A 17,559-nucleotide genomic window follows, 5' to 3' on the forward strand; every position below is an offset into this window, starting at 1 on the left:
TCCTTCAGGGATAGGTCACGGTCTTGGGCTTGTCCGGCAGGGGAATCCACTCCTGATCGTCGCCGGGCACCTTGGCGAAGCGGCCTTCGCGCCAGTCTTCCTTGGCCTGGTTGATCCGCTCGCGATCCGAACTGACGAAGTTCCAGAACACGTGCCGCTTGGTCGCAAAGCTCTCCCCTCCCAGCAGCATCACCCGCGCGCCTTTCTCCGACCTGAGGAGCGGCGCATCGCCCGGTTTAAGCACGACCAGCGTGTAGAGTGGCAGTTCTTCGCCATCGATGCTCGCCTCACCATCGACCACCATCAGCGCGCGCTCGTCCGCCGGGGTTTCGATCGGAATTTGGCCTCCGGGAGCGAGCACGATCTCGGCATAGATCGTGTCGGCATAGGTCGTGGTGGAGGCGCGTTCGCCCCAGAGGTCGCCCATGATGACGATCGCGCGCGCGCCCGCATCCTCGATCACCGGCAGGTCCTCGACCGCCTCGAATGCGGGGTCGATCTCCTCGCGGCCGTCGGGCAGGGCGAGCCAGGTCTGCATTCCGAACATGCGTGGGCCGCCCTTGCGCTCGCTCGGCGGCGAACGTTCCGAATGGACGATCCCGCTGCCTGCGGTCATCAGGTTGACCGTGCCGGGACGGATGGTGGAGAAAGTGCCGATGCTGTCGCGATGGTCGATCGCGCCCTCGAACAGCCAGGTCACCGTGGCGAGGTTGATATGCGGATGCGGGCGCACGTCCATCCCGCCGCCCGGCGGCAGATGCGCCGGGCCGAACTCGTCGACGAAGATGAACGGGCCGACCATCCGGCGCTGCTTCGATGGCAGCGCGCGCCGCACCTCGAAATCGCCGAGGTCGTGATTGGTCGGGGTGATGGTCGCTTCGATGGGGCCGCCGATCATGCTGCGTCGAGCTCCGGATAGTGGCGGAAGATGCCGTCTTCATTGAACGCCAGCCGGCGCTCGGATGCAAGATAGTCCTTGATGCCATCAAGCTCGGCCACCGCGTCGCGGCAGGCGATCAGTTTCGGATAATCGCCCTCGATCGCCTTCATGCGCTTGGGAAACGCATAGCGCAGGCCCTCGATCAGCTGGAACAGCGAGGTATCGACATGGCTCCACCTGTCGCCGAGCACGAAGGGGCCTTTGTGGGCGCCGAGCGCGTCTTCGAAATAGCGGAAGAACTTCGGCATCCGCTTTTCACGGAAATCCTCCGCCACGCGGCCGGCCGCATCCTTCTGGTCTTCGTAATAGAGCGCATCTGCAATCGGGTGGTGCACGTCGTGCGCTTCGGCGGTGATGTCGGTGACGGTCAGCTGGAGCATGATCAGCTCCAGATTCCCGCGTTCGTCCTGTGCGTTGAAACCATGCCGCTCGGCCAGCCAGGTCACGATATGCGCGACTTGGGCGATGCAGACATCGTCGTGGACGAGATAGGGCGGGGCAAAGGGGCGGATGCCACTGCGCTGGTCCATATCCTCGACCAGAGCATCGACCCCGTCCTCCCGAGCCCTGTCACGATAGGCCACTCTTGCTGCCTCCAGCGCAACACGCACGAATTCGCCGCGCCCCGGGGCACCGGTCCAGTACCAAAGATCATAGGTCATCGCGATCAGCCCGGATGGCTCGGCGCGGTGGCCTTGATCGCCAGCGCGTGGACCCGGTCGCCGGGAATATCGCCCAGCGCGGCGTTGACCATCCGCTGGCGTTCGAGCCGCGACTTGTCGACGAAAGCCGGTGCCTCGATCACAATCGTGAAATGCGATTCACCGGTGCCGTCGTCGCCCGTGTGACCGCGGTGCTTGGCGCTGTCGTTGAGAATCTCCAGCTGGGTGGGCGAGAACGCCTCGCGCAGCAGCTGTTCCATCTCTTCAGCTACGGATTGTGCCATTTTGTCGTTCGATCCCTTTGCAATTTTGCTCTGCGCTGCCCATCCTAAAGCGCTATGCGACAGACCCGGTTCCATGGCCGCCACGAGGCGCAAGGCAGGCTTTGTGCCCACCCGACATGCGAAGAGCCGGGCGAGTTTCGCGCGCCCGGCGCCTATGGCAACAGCTTCGACGGGCCGGGCCAGTGGCGCTGGTTCTGCCTCGATCACATACGCGAGTTCAATGCCGGGTACGACTGGTTCGAAGGGATGAGCGCGGAAGAAATCCTGCGCGCGCAATCCCCGTCCGCCGGCTGGCAGACCGAGACGCCTGCCTTTCGGGCAAGCGGGCCGGTCGACGGTATGCCGCGCTGGGGCGAGTTCGACGATCCGCTCGATGCGATTTCCGCCCGCGCAGGCGGGATCAAGAGCCGCGCGCGTCGAGAGGCGGAAATGGCGATGGATGGGCGCTTCTCGAAGGAGGAAGCGAAAGCGCTGGAGGTTCTGGGGCTGGGCATAGAGGCCGATCGCAAGCGGTTGCGCCAGCGCTATTCCGAACTCGTCCGCCGCTATCACCCCGATCGCAACGGCGGCGACCGGACCCACGAAACGCGCCTGAGGCGGGTGGTGGAGGCTTACCAGCTGCTGAGAAAAAGCGCAGCGATCGCCTAGCCCTGGGGGCCGCGTTCGGCGATCAGCTCTTCGTCGATCGTGTCCGCTATTCGGTACGCGACGCGTTGTTTGACGCGCTCTGCATAGGCCACGAAGGTGTCGCGTCTGGGCAGCGTGTCGAAATCGACGCCCCAGACGACCTGCGCGCCGACATAGATATCCGCTGCGGTGAACCGCTCGCCGCACACATAGTCGCGGCCTGCCAGCATTGCTTCCAGCGCATCGACCGCAAGCTCGAAGCTGCCGAACCCGAGCATGCGCCGGGCTTGCGGATCATCACTGGACCATCCCATCCGCTGGGAGATGCTCGCCTGCTCCAGCGGCCCGGCGACGAAAAACAGGTAACGGAAATAGTCCGCTTTCTCGTGGGCTTCGGGCAGCAGCCCGGCCTCCGGGTGCATCTCGGCCAGATAGTGGCAGATCGCGGCGCACTCGGTGACCACGTGGTCGTGGCCAGCATAGTGGTGAACCAGCGTGGGCACCTTGGCCATCGGATTGGCTTTCAGGAATGCCGCAGGCTTGCTCTCGCGCGGGCCGTATTCGACAATCACCTGATCGTAGCGCGCATCCACCTCGTGCAGCGCCCAGCGGGCAATCCGCCCCCGGCTCATCGGATTGGTGTAGAGCGTGTAATCAGCCACGAAATCTCTCCGTAGGTCGGTCGCTTTCGAAGACGGCTATACCAGCTACTGCCGCATCGCCCAGCGCAGGGTTCTGCCCAATGCGCGGGTGGTCGCACGCGCGGGCAGGGCGGTGAGGCCGGGGCGGTGCAGCCCCAGCATCGAACGGGCGAAGGGCGGCAGCAGCATCACCGCCTCCGCTGCAATCGCCTGCTGCAACGCCGCCGGAAAGCCCTGCGGGCGAATCGCGAGGACGAACTGCGCGATCTCGCGCGCTTCCTTCGAGGTGGTCAGTTCCTGCCGGAACTCGAGCATGATCGCCTCCGCCTCGGCCACACTGGTTGGCACAGGATCGGCGTGGAGCGCGCGGCCGATTACCGCCATCTGCGCGTAATACTCGTCCTGATCGGCACGCGGCATGTCGGGCCGGGCATGGCGCAGGTATCCTTGCAGGAAGCTGGAGGCTTCCGCGATGTGGACCCAGGCCAGCGTGCGCGGGTCGCCTGCGGAATAGGGCGTGCCATCGGGCAGCGTGCCGGTGATCTTGCGATGGATCTGGTTGACCCGGGCAATCGCCTCTTGCGCGCGGTCGCGATGGCCGAAGGTCGTCACGGAGATGAACTGCGCGGTGCGGTGGAATCGCCCCTGCGCATCCTCGCGGAAGTTCGAATAGTCGAGCACGCCTTGCAACGCGGCGGGGTGCAGCATCTGCAGGAACAGCCCGCGAATGCCGCCGATCATCATCCCCATCACATCCGCGTGGACCATCCGGATCGGCGAATCTTTCGCGAACAGCGCATCGTCCGACGGCGGATCGCGGGTTTCTGGCACCTTGCCCTGGTTGAACGCCGCGCGCACCTGCTGGACAATCGCATTGCGAAGCGGATCGAGCGGATCGGGGCGGGGTGTTGCCATCTCGTCGCAGACTATACCGCGTGACCGGGGATTGGAAATCCATCGCGCAAAGCCCGCTTGCTAGGCCCGCGCAACACCTCTAGGTCCGCGGGTGATGAGCGACGACAAGACCTTCAATCCGACCGAAAGCACCATCCTCGCCGCGACCGACACCACGGTCGACGTGCGCGAGACCTTCGGGATCGACATTGACTGGCAGGTGCCTGCCTTCAGCAAGGCGGACGACCGCGTGCCCGATCTGGACGAGACCTATGTCTTCGATCCGGACACGACAATGGCGATCCTCGCAGGCTTCGCGTTCAACCGCCGCGTGATGGTGCAGGGCTATCACGGCACCGGCAAATCGACCCATATCGAACAGGTCGCCGCGCGGCTGAACTGGCCGTGCGTACGGATCAACCTCGATGCGCATATCAGCCGTATCGACCTGGTTGGACGCGACGCGATCGTGCTGCGGGACGGCCTTCAGGTCACCGAATTTCGCGAAGGCCTGTTGCCCTGGGCGCTGCAGCACCCGGTCGCGCTGGTGTTCGACGAATATGACGCGGGCCGCCCCGACGTGATGTTCGTGATCCAGCGCGTGCTGGAGGCGGAGGGCAAGCTGACCCTGCTCGACCAGAACCGCGTGATCCGTCCGAACCCCGGTTTCCGCCTGTTCGCGACCGCGAATACGGTCGGCCTCGGCGATACCAGCGGGCTGTATCACGGCACGCAGCAGATCAACCAGGGCCAGATGGACCGCTGGAACGTGGTCGTGGGCCTCAACTACCTGCCCGCCGAGACCGAGCAGACGATCGTCTCTGCCAAGGTGCCGGAGATGGAGAAGAAAACCATCGCCGACATGGTCAAGGTCGCGGATCTGAGCCGTCAGGGCTTCATGAACGGCGATATCTCCACCGTGATGAGCCCGCGTACGGTCATCACCTGGGCGCAGAACACGGCGATCTTCAAGGATATCGGCTTCGCCTTCCGGGTGAGCTTCCTCAACAAGTGCGACGAGGCTGAGCGGATGCTGGTGGCCGAATATTACCAGCGCGTGTTCGGCACGGACCTGCCCGAAAGCGTCGTCGCGCGATAGCCGCGCGGCGCTGACGGGCTGGGGCCGTCCGCCTCAGTCCGCGTCGGCCTCGTCCAGATAGCGGGCCTTGATCGCCTTCCATTTGGGCTCGTCGCGGTCGTTGCGGATCATGATCGCCTCGACCTCGTCGAATTCCTCCAGCCCCAGCGCGTCGGCCACGCTGATCGGGAAGTAGATGCTCTCGTCGGTGTCGCAACGCACGCCGTAGGCACCTTGGTTTTCGTTGCTGGTGGTAATGATGCAGGCCGATTTGGCTGCCATTATCGGAGTTCCTTTTTGGTAGATTGGTAGCTTCGTAACCGGCGGAAATTAGCGCGGCGTGGCTGAGCGGGCAAGCAGCGTGCATGCGCACCCGCACGCATCGTCTGGTGTGGTTCATGTGGTTCTTGTATTCAGGCCCACATGGCATCACCGCGAGAGACATGGCGCGACGACGGGGAGGATGAGGCCGGGCCTGTCGGGCACACCGGCTATTACTCCCTGTCCGAAAGCATGATCGACGATCCGTGGGAGGAAGACGACCCGGATTTCGCCGACGAGCGCTCGCAGGGACAAAGCGTGTGGCCTGCGCTTTGGGATCGCGGGATCGATATTTTAACCGCACACAGCACGCGGTTCTGGGCGATCCGGGGTGCGGCGGCGTTCCTGTTCCTGCTGATCCTGATCGTTATCTGGCTCGCGATCACGGCCCCGCTGTCCAAGTCTCTCGAACCGATCGCCCCGCCGCAGATTACGCTGCTGGCGGCGGACGGCACCCCGATCGCGCGCAATGGCGCTGTTTATGACGAGCCGGTCGAGGTCGACCGCCTGCCCGATCACGTGGTGGAAGCTTTCCTCGCGACCGAGGATCGCCGGTTCTACGATCACTGGGGCGTCGATCCGCGCGGCCTTGCACGCGCGACGATCAACAACTGGACGGGCGGGCCCACGCAAGGGGGGAGCACGATCACGCAGCAGCTGGCCAAGTTCACCTTTCTGACGCCCGAACAATCGCTCTCTCGCAAGGCGCGCGAGATGCTGATCGCGTTCTGGCTGGAAACCTGGCTGACCAAGGACGAGATCCTCGAGCGCTATCTCTCCAACGCCTATTTCGGCGACAACACCTACGGCCTGCGCGCGGCGAGCCTGCACTATTTCTACCGCCAGCCGGAAAAGCTGAAGCCCAATCAGGCGGCGATGCTGGCCGGGCTGCTGAAGGCGCCATCGGCCTACGCTCCCTCGCAGCATTACCAGCGCGCGGTCGAGCGGATGGGCGCGGTCAAGGTGAGCCTGGTCTCCGCCGGCTACATCACGCAGGAAGAGGCGGACGCGATGCGCCCGCCGCCGCTCGACATGCGGCTGACCAACGACCTGCCAACGGGCACATATTTCGCCGACTGGGCGCTGCCCGAGGCGCGCGACCGTGCATCGCCCGGCTATGCCCAGCAATCGCTCACCACCACGCTCGACGCGCGGCTGCAGAACATTGCGCGCGACGTGATCGCCGGAGCGGGGCTGGGCAATGCGCAGGCTGCGCTGGTGGCGATGCGTCCCAATGGAGAAGTGGTCGCGATGATCGGCGGGACCGACTATTCACAAAGCGCCTTCAACCGCGCGACCATGGCCACGCGTCAGCCGGGATCGACCTTCAAGACCTTCGTCTATCTCGCCGCGCTGCAGGAGGGCTTCGACCCGGACGATCCGATCGGCAACCGGCCCTTCACGCAAGGAAGCTATCGCCCGGAAAACTACGACGATCGCTATTCCGACTTTCTGACGCTGGAGCAGGCTTTTGCCCGGTCGAGCAATGTCGCCACCGTGCGGCTGTTCAACGAGGTCGGCAGCGATCGGGTGATCGGCCTTGCCCGCGACCTCGGCATCAACAGCCCGATCGCGCGCGGCGACCCCAGCGTGGCGCTGGGCACCGCAGGCATGTCTCTGATGGAGCTGACTGCCGCCTATGCGGGAATCGCGGGCAATTCCTACCCCGTTCGCCCGACTGCATTCGTGCGCGAACCGGTCGGCCTGTGGGACCGGATCTTCAACGCGCCGCGCAGCATGTCCGCCTCGAGCCACCGGGAGATCGAGCAATTGCTGCGCACCGCAATCAACAGCGGGACGGGGCGCGCGGCGCAGTTGCCGGGGCCCAACTTCGGCAAGACCGGCACGACTCAGAACAACCGCGATGCGCTGTTCGTGGGTTATGCGGGCGATCTGGTGGTGGGCGTTTGGATCGGCAATGACGACAACACCCCGCTCAAGGGAATCAGCGGCGGCGGGCTGCCTGCGCGGATATGGAAGGCGTTCATGCGCCGGGCGCAGGGCAGCGGCGATGCCGCACCCGTGCGTCGGCGCAGCCCCAACGCGCCGGTCCAGCCGCTCGACGTGCCCGATGCGAGTGACATTCCGGCATCGATCGCGGAAGACGGTGCGGAAATCACCACCGACGAAAGCGGAATCACCATTCGCGAGGCACCGCCGATCGACGCGCCGAGCGATGCGCCGCGGCCTGCGCCAGAGATTGCACCTTTGCGTGAAGAGGACCCGGCACCGGCGAACTGATCGCCCCGTCGATTCGAGTCAGTCGGCTTCGGGTTCGCTCCGGGCGATCATCACGTTCATCACCGCGCTTGCCCGCGGGCGGTCGCGCTCTTCCTGCCATGCCTCGACGGTCACGTTCGCACTGCGGCGGCCGAGCTTCGTGATCCGCGCCTTGGCGAACAGCGGAGCCTTCTTCGCCGCAGCAAGGAACTGAACGGTGATGTTGATCGGTTTGAGCTGCGCCTGCTCGCCGCGCTCGTGCAGCGCGAGCCGCAGCAGCGCGTAGGCCGCAGTTTCCATCAGCCCGCTGGTCGCGCCCCCGTGGAAATGGCCGGGGCGCCCTTCGATTGCGTCGATGCCGGAAACGCACAGCACCGGTACGCCGTCTTCGAAGCCGGAGACTTCGATGCCGAGCGAGCGGGCATAGTGCGACAGAAGGTCGATCTCGGGTTCGCCGGTCTCAGTCATTCTTCGCCCCCGCCGGATTGAAATCGCCGATGGTCATGTAAACCGCCGCCATCGTCGCCACCGGATCGTCAGGATCGCCGTCATGCGCGATCCCGCGCACGAAGGCGGCAGAGCGCGTGGTGCGGTAACATTCGCACCGCGCAATCACATCCGCCCGCTCGCCCGCCGGGCGCTGGTAGTCGACCCGCATGTCGAGCGTGGCGATCGGAACGAACCGCTGGGCGCGTGTCCAGATCGCGATGCCGCCACCCATGTCGAGCATCGAGAAGATCGGCCCGGAGGCGATCACGCGGCGAATATCGTCGCCCATAAGCTCCTCGCGCCATGGCAGCCTGATTTCGGTCCAGTCCTCTCCGTGACCAAGATAGGTCAGGCCAAGCCAGCCCGGGTGCCCGCCCGCAAACAGGAAGGGCGCGGCTTTTTCCGGGTCGAACAGGTTCGACGGATCGCGGTGTGGGGCCTCTTTCTCCATGCCCGGTCATCTGTCGGGAGATGGCGGCGATGACAATGTTTTAATTCGCAAAGCTGGGTGCTTCGCGGGATCGATGAGGCTGCGCGGCAGGGGAGCCGCGCCATGCAAGGGAGCAACATCTATGAACTTGCCCAAGCTTTCGCTCGACAGCCTGCCAGGCCTGATCGATGCGCCTGGCCTGATCGGGAGCCTGTCCGATCTGGCCAGCGCGACGACCGACGACCGGGTCGTGATCCTGATGGTCTACCTCTACGAAACGTTCCCCCCCGAAGTGCCCACCGGCCTGTTCTGAGGCGGGTCGCCGACAATGCATGTCGATGCTGCGCTGCGCGAATTTGCGGGCGATAGCCACGCGCAGGCCGCGGCGCAGGATCGCGTGCTGGCCGCGCAGGCCGAGTGGCAGGCGCGGCCACAGGTCGCGCGAGTTCTGGCCGATTGCCGGACCCTGCGAAACACCGGTGATTTGGCGCGCTGCGGCGCATTGCTACCTCTTATCGATGACGACGGCGCGCAAGAGTTCGTCGCGCAGTTCATCGCGGCCATGCTGGCTGCGTGGCGGGACCAGCCACTTGCGCAATTGCCCTTTCGGCACAGCTATGCTGCCGGGCAGGGCATCGTCCACATCCACCGCGACGGGCCGGTGACGCTGGCGCTTGTGCTGGTCGAGCCGGCTGACAGAGCGCCGCGCACCATCGCGTTTTCCGATTGCGATCGGCGGGAGGTGGTGCTGGCCGGGCAGGGGGCGGCGGTCCGTTACACACGGCGCGACGGTGCGCCGCCTGTGGCTAAAGAAGTTCGCCTCGCCCCCGGGACGGTTCTCACCGGCGATGCCGATCATTCCCGCTACATTACCGCTCTGGATACGCCGCTGGTGTTGCTACGGGTAGCACGCGAGCCCGCCCATCCGCGCCCGACGCGAGAGGTGGAACTGGCAACGGGGCGGATCGTCCACCGCGCCTCGCCGAGCCCTGCAGACGGTCGCGCCGAACTGGCGGCTGCATTGCTGGGCGCGATGGGGCGCACGGACGCCGCGCCAAGCCTAGCGCGCTATGCCTGCGGGAAGGGGGGCTGTGGACAAGCGGGGGAGGGGGCCCGGTGGCAGGCACTGCGTCACGCACTGGCGCTCGACACGGCCAGCGGTTTCGAGGCTTTGTGCGCTATTGCGGAGTGCGACAGTGATCCGCTGGCATGCGAAGCCGCTACACTTCGCCACAAGCTATACACAACTTATCCACAACTTGCCAAGTTGCGGGAGAGCCAATGCCTCGCGAGCTGACGCCATCCTTTTGCACCCCCCTGACACTCGCAGAGTGCCTCGCGCAGCTGGACGAGCACGGCTTCGATCCGGCGGACGAGCTTTCGCTACAGAATGCAGCATCGCTGCTTGCCGGGCTCGCGGCCAATCGCGGTTTCCTCGGCGATCTGCTGATCGATCTCCTGGCCGATGCAGAGGATCAGGCGAGCGGTTACGGCCCGCAGGCCATCATGCTGGCGGGGCCGCGCAACGGTTATTTCCTGCGCGCCAATATCTGGCCCGCGCGCGGCGATCCGGTTTTTGAGGCAAGCGGCGCGGCAAGCTTCGTCTATGGCTTGCCGCATGATCACAATTTCGACTTCCTGACGGTCGGCTATTTCGGGCCGGGCTATGTCAGTGACTATTGGGAATACGACTACGCGAGCGTCTCGGGAGAAGTCGGGGAGGCGGTTGATCTGCGGTGCGTTGGGCGATCGCAGCTGAGCGAGGGGCGCGTGCTGCACTATCGCGCGCATCGCGACGTGCATTGCCAGCATCCGCCCGAGAGCCTGTCCGTTTCGCTCAACATCTGCGCCGCCAACCCCGCGCAAGGCTGGTTCGACCAGTACCGTTTCGACACCGAAGCCGGCCGGATCGCGGGCGTGCTCAACGCGAGCGCGAACGAGGTCTTGCTAAGGCTGGGTGTGGTGCTGGGCGAGGAGGATGCGAGGCATTGTGCGCAGCATTTCGCGACACATCACCCCAGTGCTGCGATGCGGCGGGTGGCGAGTACAATGATCCGGTCAGAGTAACGGCGAACCCGTCGCCGCATCGATCGCACCCTGAAGGATGATCGTCGCGGCCTCCGCGTCGATACGCTCCGCCCGCTTGCGGCGGCTGACATCGAGCCCGATCATCGCGTCCTCGGCGCTCTTGGTCGACCAACGCTCGTCCCACAGCAGCACCGGCAGGCCGAAGGCTTCGGCGAGGTTGCGCGCATAGGCGCGGCTCGCCTGCGCGCGCGGGCCTTCACTGCCATCCATGTTGCGCGGCAGGCCGATCACGATCCCGCGAATGCTGCGCGCCTCGATGAGCTTGCGCAGCTCGTCGCGATCGCGACCGAACTTGCCGCGCGGCAATGTCTTGAGTGCGGAGGCGAAGCGCCAGCCCGCATCGCACACCGCGATGCCGATGGTCTTGGTGCCCAGGTCCAGCCCGATCAGCGCGCCCCCGTCGGGCAGCGTCTCGGCCAGACCTGCGGCACTCTCACCTACGAGTTCGCGGCTGTCCATTCGCGCACGCGCGTGACCACGTCGTCCTGCAGGTTCCGCCAGAACAGCGGGATGTCGTAGACGTGGTAGTTCCTGCCGGGCAGCACGGCAGAGCCCATTTCGGGCGGGTCGCCGATCCGCAGAATGCCCTGCTCGTCGCACCGCGCGCCGACCGCACCGGCCACCAACTCGCCGGAGGTAAGATCTTCGCTCGGCACCAGCGTGCCCTTGTTGTCGTCCGCCGGGGCGGCGCTGTTCGCGAAACCGGTGATCGGGTTGACGCACAGGATCGCCCCGTTGCCGCGCGGCTCCCCATCGAAGCCGGGGCTCGCCCGGTAGCGGCTGAGCAGCTGGGTCGGGTCGCCATCATCGGCGAAGCTCACCCAGCTCAGGATACAGCCTGCCTCGTTGGCGCGCTCGCACGCGGGGAGCGGAAGAACGGGCAGGTCGTGGTCGATCGAGATCGGCCAGCCGACCGCATATACCGCCGCGATGCGGTTCTCCACCGGGCGGCCCTTGATCCGCTCACGCAGCAACCGCAGCAGGTGGAGCGAGCCCTGGCTGTGCCCGGCGAGGATGATCGGGCGATCCTTGTCCACGCTTTCGAGGAAATAATCGAACGACTGCTCGACATCGCGGTAAGCCGCGTCGATCGCCTGCTCCGCCTCGGGCTTGTCGGTGATGAAGGCACCGACGGTAGCCTGGCGATACTTGGGCGCCCAGATCTCGGCGGCGCGGTTGAATGGGCTGGCGAGCCCGCGCAGGAACAGATTTGCGCGGTCCTCCGCCTCCCTGTTGCCCAGCTTCGCGTTCCACTGGATGTCGCGGTCGAGATTGGTCGGGATGTAGCTGGTCGGGTGGACGAAGAAGACCGCGAAGGGCGGTGCGCTCTGTTCATCGTCGGCGGTAACGCGTCGCGATCCGGCCTCGCTCGCCTGCTCAACCAGCGTGCGCTCGTCCTCGCTGCGGGGCAGGGGGTTCTGCGTCTCTGCGATTGCGGGCTGGTAGCGCGCGGGATCATTGGTGCCGATGCCGGGGCGCGAATACCACATGTCGGGGTCGGAATAGGCGTTTTCGGCCAGCGCCTCCTGCTCGACGAACTTGGTGTTGGGGACGAAGGCGATCTCGGTCGCCTTGTCGGACCAGTAATTGAGCGCGAACAGCCCGATGATCACGAGCACGATCATCGTCGCGATGAAATAGAGAAATGCGCGTACCATCGTGTTTTCCCCCTATGCGTCCGCGCGGCTCGCGGCGGCTGCAGCGGCTGCGGCGTATTCGCTGTCCTGCGCGGCCTGGTTCGCTTCCGAACGGCGCACCAGCGCGACCTTGAGCATGGCGAGCAGCGGGTCGGCCAGCAGCAGGCCGATAATCCCGAACAGCAGCCCCATGATCAGCTGCGCGCCGAGCACCAGCGCGGGAGGCAGGTCGACCGTCTTGCGAGCGATCATGGGGATGACGACGTAGCCATCGAAGGTCTGGACCACGAAATAGATCGCCACGGCGGCCAGCCCGGTCTCCATGCTGACCGAGAAGCCCACGGTCGCCATCAACAGGCCCGAGACGACCGCGCCGATATTGGGAATGAACGCCAGCAGCCCGGTCAGGATGCCGAGCAGCGCCGCCATCGGCACTCCGAACATCTCCAGCGCGACCCAGGTGAAGAACCCTTCGAACACCATGCCCACGATGCGGCCCGCCATCAGGCGACGCAGCGTCAGCGCCATTTCGGCAAGCGTTTTGCGCAGTTCGCTGCGCTCGCCACGCGGGGCCATCCATTCGACGCCGCGCTCGTACAGGTTGGGTTCGAGCGCGACATAGATGCCGATGATCAGGATGATCGCGGTCGTACCGATGATGCCCGCAATTCCGCCGATCGCGCGGGTTACGGTGCCGACGCCGCTGACCACCTGGTTGGCCATCGACTGCGCATCCGACAGGGACACCTGCATGCCGTTTTGCTGGGCCAGCGCGATGATCTCGTTCAGCTGTTTCTCGACGATGGCGGGGAGGGTGGCAGCCTGTTCGGCGATCTGCGAGCCTGCGAAATAGCCGAGCCAGACGAGGAATGCGATCGCGAGCAGCAGCACCATGACGATCCGCAAGGTGCGCGGGATCGGCAGATAGCGGCCGATCAGGCGCGCGCCGCCGTCGATCATCGAGGCGAACACCAGGGCGGCGAAGATCACCAGCAGCGATTGCGAGATATAGACCGCCAGCGCGGCGAGGCCGATCACCCCGACCCACACCATCGCCTTGTGCATCTCCAGCCTCAGTTGAGGATTGGAGATGTAGGCCGGGCTGGCATCGTCCCAGCCCTCGTATTCGCCATCGGTATCGGGGCCGCGGGTGCTGTCCGGCGTTGCGGACTCGCGCGAAGGATCGTCAGGCTGTGCCATTGGCGGTCCGGTCAGGCGCCCTTGCCGGTGTCTTCGACGGCCTTGGCGGCGTCATCGGATTTGGTCGGGCGCAGCGTGGTGAACGCCCGGTCGCCGCGCATCGCGCCGAACCAGGTGAACGGATTCCAGCTGGCCGTTCCGTCCAGCGAATAGGTGATGAATTCCGCGCGCCCGCCGATATTGGCGAGCGGGACGGGGCCACCCAGGCCCTGATTGGCGATCGAGGCGCGGCTGTCGGCCGAGGCATCGCGGTTGTCGCCCATCACGAACACCGCATCGTCGGGCACCTGGATTTCGGGATAATTGTCCAGCGGCTGATCGGGCAGCGCGTCGATGATCAGATAGCTTGCGCCGTTGGGCATGGTCTCGCGTTCGACCGGAACGCGGCACTTGCGGGTGCCGTCGGGGCCGGTGACGGTGGTGAAACCGGGGCCCTGGCAGGGCGAATTGAGATCGATCGGCAGCAGCATCGCGGGCTCGACCTTCTGCGGCACGGGCTTGCCGTTGAGGATGATCTGCCCGTTCTTCACCGCGATCCGGTCGCCCGGCAGGGCAACCACGCGCTTGATATAGTCTTCGCTGCGCTGCGGATGGGTCGGGATGACGATATCCCCATATTCGGGCGTTCCGCCGAAAATGCGCCAGTTGCCGCGCGGCAGCATGTGGAAGGTGACCGAAGACCAGTTGTAGCCGTAGGGGTAGCGGCTGACGATCAGCTGGTCGCCCACCAGCAGGTTGGGCATCATGCTGGTCGACGGGATGAAGAACGGCTTGGCGACGAAGCTGTGAAACGCCAGCACCGCGAGCAGCATCAGCGCCAGCCCGCGGAATTCGGCGAACCAGTTGACCTTTTCGTCGTCGCCGGATTTGGGTGCGGTGTCTTTTTTGCTCATGCTGGTCAGGTTGCTCATTCGGGAAGTGCCTCGATCATCACCAGAGCCTGTGCCCATGGATGATCGTCCGTGAGGGTCAGGTGAACGCGTGCCACATGGCCCGCCGGGGTTATTTTCGCAAGCGCCTCGGCAGCGCCATGTGCCAGTTCGAGAGTCGGCGCGCCCGAGGGTGCGTTAACCACGCCGATGTCCTTCATGAACACGCCCTGGCGAAAGCCGGTGCCCACCGCCTTGGAGAATGCCTCCTTGGCGGCGAACCGCTTCGCGTAGGTGCCCGCGATGGTGAAGGGTCGCCGCCGCGCCTTGGCGCGTTCCTTTTCGGTGAAAACGCGGTTCTCGAACCGCTCGCCATAGCGGTCGAGCGAGTTCTGGATCCGCTCGATATTGCACAGGTCGGAGCCGAAACCGATGATCATGATGCGCGCACCAGCAGGACGACGAGCAGGATCAGGGCGACATAATGCAGGATGACCTGCGTCTTGACGAGATCGTGTGAGGTGTCGCCCTTCGCCAGACGCAAGGTCATGGTGTAACCGCCGACTTGCAGCAGGGGCCAGACGACGGCGAAAACCGTCAGCGCGCCCGAATTGAGCGACACACCCAGCAGGAAGATGCTGAGAAGAAAGGGGATAGCCCCTGCGATCGGCCAGAAGCGCTGGCCGCGGGTGATCTGTGCAGGCGCACTCACCGCGCTTCGTCCATCAGCTCGCGCATCCGGCGGATCGCGGGTTCGAGGCCGGCGAAAATCGCTTCGCCCACGAGATAATGCCCGATGTTTAGCTCGGCGAGCTGCGGGATAGCGGCGATGGGCTGGACATTGTCGAAGGTCAGGCCGTGGCCTGCATGGGGTTCGATCCCGTTCTTCACCGCCAGAGCCGCCATGTCCGCAATCCGCTTCAGTTCGATCGAGCGCTGCTCGCCAGTTGCATGCGCATATTCGCCGGTGTGGAACTCTACCACCGGCGCGCCGAGGCGCATTGCCGCTTCGAGCTGTGCAGGATGGGCTTCGATGAACAGCGAGACGCGGATGCCCGCGTCGGTCAGTTGCGACACGATCGGTGCGAGCTGGTTGTGCAGGCCCGCTGCGTCCAGCCCGCCTTCGGTCGTGCGTTCCTCGCGCTTCTCTGGCACGATGCAGGCGGCGTGCGGCTGATGGCGCAGCGCGATCGCCAGCATTTCCTCGGTCGCCGCCATTTCGAGGTTGAGCGGCAGGTCGGTCGCATCCTGAATGCGCTTCAGATCGTCGTCGCGTATATGGCGGCGGTCTTCGCGCAGGTGCGCAGTAATGCCATCGCCGCCCACAGCCGCGACGATTTGCGCCGCGCGTACGGGATCGGGATGGTCGCCGCCACGCGCGTTACGGATGGTCGCGACGTGATCGATATTGACGCCCAGGCGGAGTTTTTGGGGGCGGGTGCTCATCATCGCGCTCTAGCGGCGTGTCGCCGGGCTCGCAATTGCGTTGCAGGCGAGTGCTGCAAGTGCATCGTGCAACGCGCCGGAGCCGGTCCATATCTCGCCGAAATCGAACTCGCCGTCCGCCGTCGCCAGTGCCAGCGCCATGTCGCGCTGGGGCAGGATGATGTTGCGCACCTGATATTTGCCGATCGCGCCGCGCCGCTCGACGATGCGGACCGGCGCATCGCAGCCTTCGAGCGGGGCCTCGAAGACCCACTGGCCAAGCGCCATATATTCCAGCTGAGGATCGCCCTGCCAGATCGCGGCGCGCGCCTCCGGGCCGAGCAGCTTACCCGCCATCAGCGCACGGTCGAAGCGCAGCATGTCTGCCAGCGGACCGATCAGCGCCGCGGAGGTGCCGTAGCGGGCGATGCGGGTCGCGTAGGCCGGGTCACGCCCGGCATAGTCGCGCGCGCTCCCAGCGCGAAGCAGCGCGGTATCGCGCCAGCCCGATGGTATGGCGACCCGCTTCTCCAGGAGCGCCTCGATCGGTTCGCCGGTCGCGTTTTCGAGGATCGCGCCCAGCACGATGTAGTCGCAGTTGTTGTAGCGCCATTGATCGCTCGGCGCGGTGCGATCAGCCAGACACCAGTCGAGCCCGGTCGGCCCGTCGGAGTAGAACGACGGGAAGCCGGTCGCATCCGGTGGGCTGTCGTCAGGATTGGCAAGGCCGGATCGGTGCTGGAGCAGCTGGCGGATCGTAGAGGAGGGCACCTTGGAGCCAAGCTCGGGCAGATAGCGATCCGCCGGGGCGTCGAGATCGAGCGCCCCCGCCTCGACCTGCTGTATAGCCAGCACCGCCAGCACCTGCTTGGTCACCGATGCCCACGGCCACCGCTCGGGATTATCCGCCTCGTCCCGCGCAGCGCGCCCGATCGAGACCGAGGAAAGGTCGCCCGGCCTCCGGCTCACCACCGCTTCGCCGGTAAAGGCGCTCTTGTAGAGAGCCTGCGCAAAAGGGTCCGACGCCGCGGGTGCGCCGGGCGTCGGGGGTGTGTCGCGCAGATCGTGGGGCGCGCAGCCCGTGGCGGCCACTAGGGCCAGCGCGCCAAGGGCTGCGCGCAGGATCAAGCCTTGCGGCTCCCCGGCTTGGTCACGGGCACCGCCTTCAGGCTCTCGGGCACCTCGTCTTCGGGATAGGTCGGGAAGGAAAGCTGGATCAGCGGGAAGAACGGCACGCCCATGTCCGCTTCGCCGGACGAGCGATCGACCAGCGCGGCCTCGGCGATCACCTCGCCGCCCTCGCGCCCGACCGCCTCGATCGCCTCCACGCTCGATTTGCCGGTGGTGACCACGTCTTCCACCATCAGCACTCGCGCGCCTTTTTCCAGCGCAAAGCCGCGGCGCAGTTCGAAGGTGCCTTCGGGCCGTTCGAGGAACATGGCGTTCTTGCCCAGCGCGCGGCCCATTTCGTGCCCTATGATAAGGCCGCCCATCGCCGGGCTTACGACCACGTCGATCTGGCTGCGGATGTCGCGCGGGATCTTCTGGCACAGCGCAAAGGCCAGCCGGCTGGCGCGTTCAGGGTCCATCAACACCCGCGCGCATTGCAGATAATGGGCCGAGTGGCGGCCTGAACTCAGAAGGAAATGTCCTTCGAGCAGGGCGTCGCAACCCCGCAGTTCACCGATGATCTCTTCATCCGTCATGACCGTTCGTGCCTTCGTTATCTGTGTAGTGATGGGGCTGGTGTTGCA

23 protein-coding genes are annotated in these 17,559 nt (G+C 65.5%); 6 read left to right on the top strand and 17 right to left on the bottom strand.

Annotated features, from left to right (window positions below):
- Positions 1-4 precede the first annotated feature (4 nt).
- The 3 genes from K7H93_RS13540 to K7H93_RS13550 are packed head-to-tail and all read right to left on the bottom strand — an operon-like array spanning position 5 to position 1,886.
- On the bottom strand, positions 5-898 hold the full coding sequence (locus K7H93_RS13540) for a pirin family protein (RefSeq protein ID WP_230784058.1): 894 nt from the start codon (positions 896-898) through the stop codon (positions 5-7).
- The gene (locus K7H93_RS13545; RefSeq protein WP_230784059.1) at positions 895-1,602 is read right to left on the bottom strand and encodes a glutathione S-transferase; all 708 of its coding nucleotides are present in this window, start codon (positions 1,600-1,602) and stop codon (positions 895-897) included. The genes K7H93_RS13540 and K7H93_RS13545 overlap by 4 nt, the downstream gene beginning before the upstream one ends.
- A 5-nt stretch (positions 1,603-1,607) precedes the next feature.
- A complete protein-coding gene (locus tag K7H93_RS13550; protein WP_054524691.1) occupies positions 1,608-1,886 on the bottom strand; it encodes a BolA family protein in 279 nt (92 codons plus the stop codon).
- Between the two features lie 54 nt (positions 1,887-1,940).
- On the opposite strand from K7H93_RS13550, the gene K7H93_RS13555 reads away from it, so the two are divergent.
- Complete coding sequence (locus tag K7H93_RS13555) at positions 1,941-2,534, top strand: J domain-containing protein (RefSeq protein WP_010238526.1); 594 nt, start codon at positions 1,941-1,943, stop codon at positions 2,532-2,534.
- Here the strand turns inward: K7H93_RS13555 and K7H93_RS13560 are convergent.
- Both K7H93_RS13560 and K7H93_RS13565 read right to left on the bottom strand, forming a co-directional pair.
- Positions 2,531-3,175: a glutathione S-transferase family protein gene (locus K7H93_RS13560; protein ID WP_230784060.1), complete on the bottom strand. Its 645-nt coding sequence runs from the start codon at positions 3,173-3,175 to the stop codon at positions 2,531-2,533. The genes K7H93_RS13555 and K7H93_RS13560 overlap by 4 nt on opposite strands.
- Positions 3,176-3,220: 45 nt before the next feature.
- Positions 3,221-4,069 carry an oxygenase MpaB family protein gene (locus K7H93_RS13565; protein ID WP_230784061.1) on the bottom strand — a complete coding sequence of 283 codons (849 nt, stop codon included), beginning with the start codon at positions 4,067-4,069 and terminating at the stop codon, positions 3,221-3,223.
- A 94-nt stretch (positions 4,070-4,163) separates the two neighbouring features.
- Between K7H93_RS13565 and cobS the strand changes: the two genes are divergently transcribed.
- A complete protein-coding gene (gene cobS / locus K7H93_RS13570; RefSeq protein WP_230784062.1) occupies positions 4,164-5,147 on the top strand; it encodes a cobaltochelatase subunit CobS in 984 nt (327 codons plus the stop codon).
- A 33-nt stretch (positions 5,148-5,180) separates the two neighbouring features.
- Here cobS and K7H93_RS13575 read toward each other — a convergent pair whose 3' ends face one another.
- Complete coding sequence (locus tag K7H93_RS13575; RefSeq protein WP_010238517.1) at positions 5,181-5,408, bottom strand: hypothetical protein; 228 nt, start codon at positions 5,406-5,408, stop codon at positions 5,181-5,183.
- A 141-nt stretch (positions 5,409-5,549) separates the two neighbouring features.
- On the opposite strand from K7H93_RS13575, the gene K7H93_RS13580 reads away from it, so the two are divergent.
- Positions 5,550-7,688: a transglycosylase domain-containing protein gene (locus K7H93_RS13580; RefSeq protein WP_230784063.1), complete on the top strand. Its 2,139-nt coding sequence runs from the start codon at positions 5,550-5,552 to the stop codon at positions 7,686-7,688.
- Positions 7,689-7,706: 18 nt separating this feature from the next.
- Here K7H93_RS13580 and K7H93_RS13585 read toward each other — a convergent pair whose 3' ends face one another.
- Both K7H93_RS13585 and K7H93_RS13590 read right to left on the bottom strand, forming a co-directional pair.
- A complete protein-coding gene (locus K7H93_RS13585) occupies positions 7,707-8,135 on the bottom strand; it encodes a PaaI family thioesterase (RefSeq protein ID WP_230784064.1) in 429 nt (142 codons plus the stop codon).
- Positions 8,128-8,607 (bottom strand): PaaI family thioesterase, encoded by a 480-nt coding sequence (locus tag K7H93_RS13590; protein WP_230784065.1) that lies wholly within the window; start codon positions 8,605-8,607, stop codon positions 8,128-8,130. Before K7H93_RS13590 ends, K7H93_RS13585 begins: the two co-directional genes overlap by 8 nt.
- 121 nt (positions 8,608-8,728) lie before the next feature.
- On the opposite strand from K7H93_RS13590, the gene K7H93_RS13595 reads away from it, so the two are divergent.
- The 3 genes from K7H93_RS13595 to K7H93_RS13605 are packed head-to-tail and all read left to right on the top strand — an operon-like array spanning position 8,729 to position 10,653.
- Positions 8,729-8,899: a hypothetical protein gene (locus tag K7H93_RS13595; RefSeq protein WP_010238509.1), complete on the top strand. Its 171-nt coding sequence runs from the start codon at positions 8,729-8,731 to the stop codon at positions 8,897-8,899.
- Positions 8,900-8,914: 15 nt separating this feature from the next.
- On the top strand, positions 8,915-9,883 hold the full coding sequence (locus K7H93_RS13600) for a hypothetical protein (protein WP_230784066.1): 969 nt from the start codon (positions 8,915-8,917) through the stop codon (positions 9,881-9,883).
- Positions 9,868-10,653, top strand: a complete 786-nt coding sequence (locus K7H93_RS13605; RefSeq protein ID WP_230784067.1) for a transposase — start codon at positions 9,868-9,870, stop codon at positions 10,651-10,653. Before K7H93_RS13600 ends, K7H93_RS13605 begins: the two co-directional genes overlap by 16 nt.
- Here the strand turns inward: K7H93_RS13605 and ruvX are convergent.
- Genes ruvX through pyrE form a run of 9 tightly spaced genes read right to left on the bottom strand, consistent with a single transcriptional unit; the run spans position 10,645 to position 17,511 of the window.
- On the bottom strand, positions 10,645-11,133 hold the full coding sequence (gene ruvX / locus K7H93_RS13610) for a Holliday junction resolvase RuvX (RefSeq protein WP_054526558.1): 489 nt from the start codon (positions 11,131-11,133) through the stop codon (positions 10,645-10,647). The two genes, K7H93_RS13605 and ruvX, sit on opposite strands and share 9 nt — an antisense overlap.
- Entirely contained in the window at positions 11,112-12,332 is a 1,221-nt protein-coding gene (locus K7H93_RS13615) for a DUF3089 domain-containing protein (protein ID WP_054526557.1), read from the bottom strand. The genes ruvX and K7H93_RS13615 overlap by 22 nt, the downstream gene beginning before the upstream one ends.
- Before the next feature lie 12 nt (positions 12,333-12,344).
- Positions 12,345-13,511, bottom strand: a complete 1,167-nt coding sequence (locus tag K7H93_RS13620) for an AI-2E family transporter (protein WP_230784068.1) — start codon at positions 13,509-13,511, stop codon at positions 12,345-12,347.
- Positions 13,512-13,522: 11 nt separating this feature from the next.
- Complete coding sequence (gene lepB, locus K7H93_RS13625; protein WP_230784069.1) at positions 13,523-14,422, bottom strand: signal peptidase I; 900 nt, start codon at positions 14,420-14,422, stop codon at positions 13,523-13,525.
- A complete protein-coding gene (acpS, locus tag K7H93_RS13630) occupies positions 14,419-14,820 on the bottom strand; it encodes a holo-ACP synthase (RefSeq protein WP_010238389.1) in 402 nt (133 codons plus the stop codon). The genes lepB and acpS overlap by 4 nt, the downstream gene beginning before the upstream one ends.
- Entirely contained in the window at positions 14,817-15,092 is a 276-nt protein-coding gene (locus K7H93_RS13635) for a pyridoxal phosphate biosynthetic protein (RefSeq protein ID WP_230784070.1), read from the bottom strand. Before K7H93_RS13635 ends, acpS begins: the two co-directional genes overlap by 4 nt.
- Positions 15,089-15,829, bottom strand: coding sequence for a pyridoxine 5'-phosphate synthase (locus K7H93_RS13640; protein ID WP_230784071.1), 741 nt, complete (start codon positions 15,827-15,829; stop codon positions 15,089-15,091). The genes K7H93_RS13635 and K7H93_RS13640 overlap by 4 nt, the downstream gene beginning before the upstream one ends.
- Positions 15,830-15,835: 6 nt before the next feature.
- The gene (locus K7H93_RS13645) at positions 15,836-16,933 is read right to left on the bottom strand and encodes a serine hydrolase domain-containing protein (protein ID WP_230784072.1); all 1,098 of its coding nucleotides are present in this window, start codon (positions 16,931-16,933) and stop codon (positions 15,836-15,838) included.
- The gene (pyrE, locus tag K7H93_RS13650; protein ID WP_054524675.1) at positions 16,930-17,511 is read right to left on the bottom strand and encodes an orotate phosphoribosyltransferase; all 582 of its coding nucleotides are present in this window, start codon (positions 17,509-17,511) and stop codon (positions 16,930-16,932) included. The genes K7H93_RS13645 and pyrE overlap by 4 nt, the downstream gene beginning before the upstream one ends.
- Positions 17,512-17,559: the final 48 nt, after the last annotated feature.

The sequence above is a fragment of the Citromicrobium bathyomarinum genome, from assembly GCF_021021475.1.
GTDB classification, from domain to species: Bacteria; Pseudomonadota; Alphaproteobacteria; order Sphingomonadales; family Sphingomonadaceae; genus Alteriqipengyuania; species Alteriqipengyuania bathyomarina.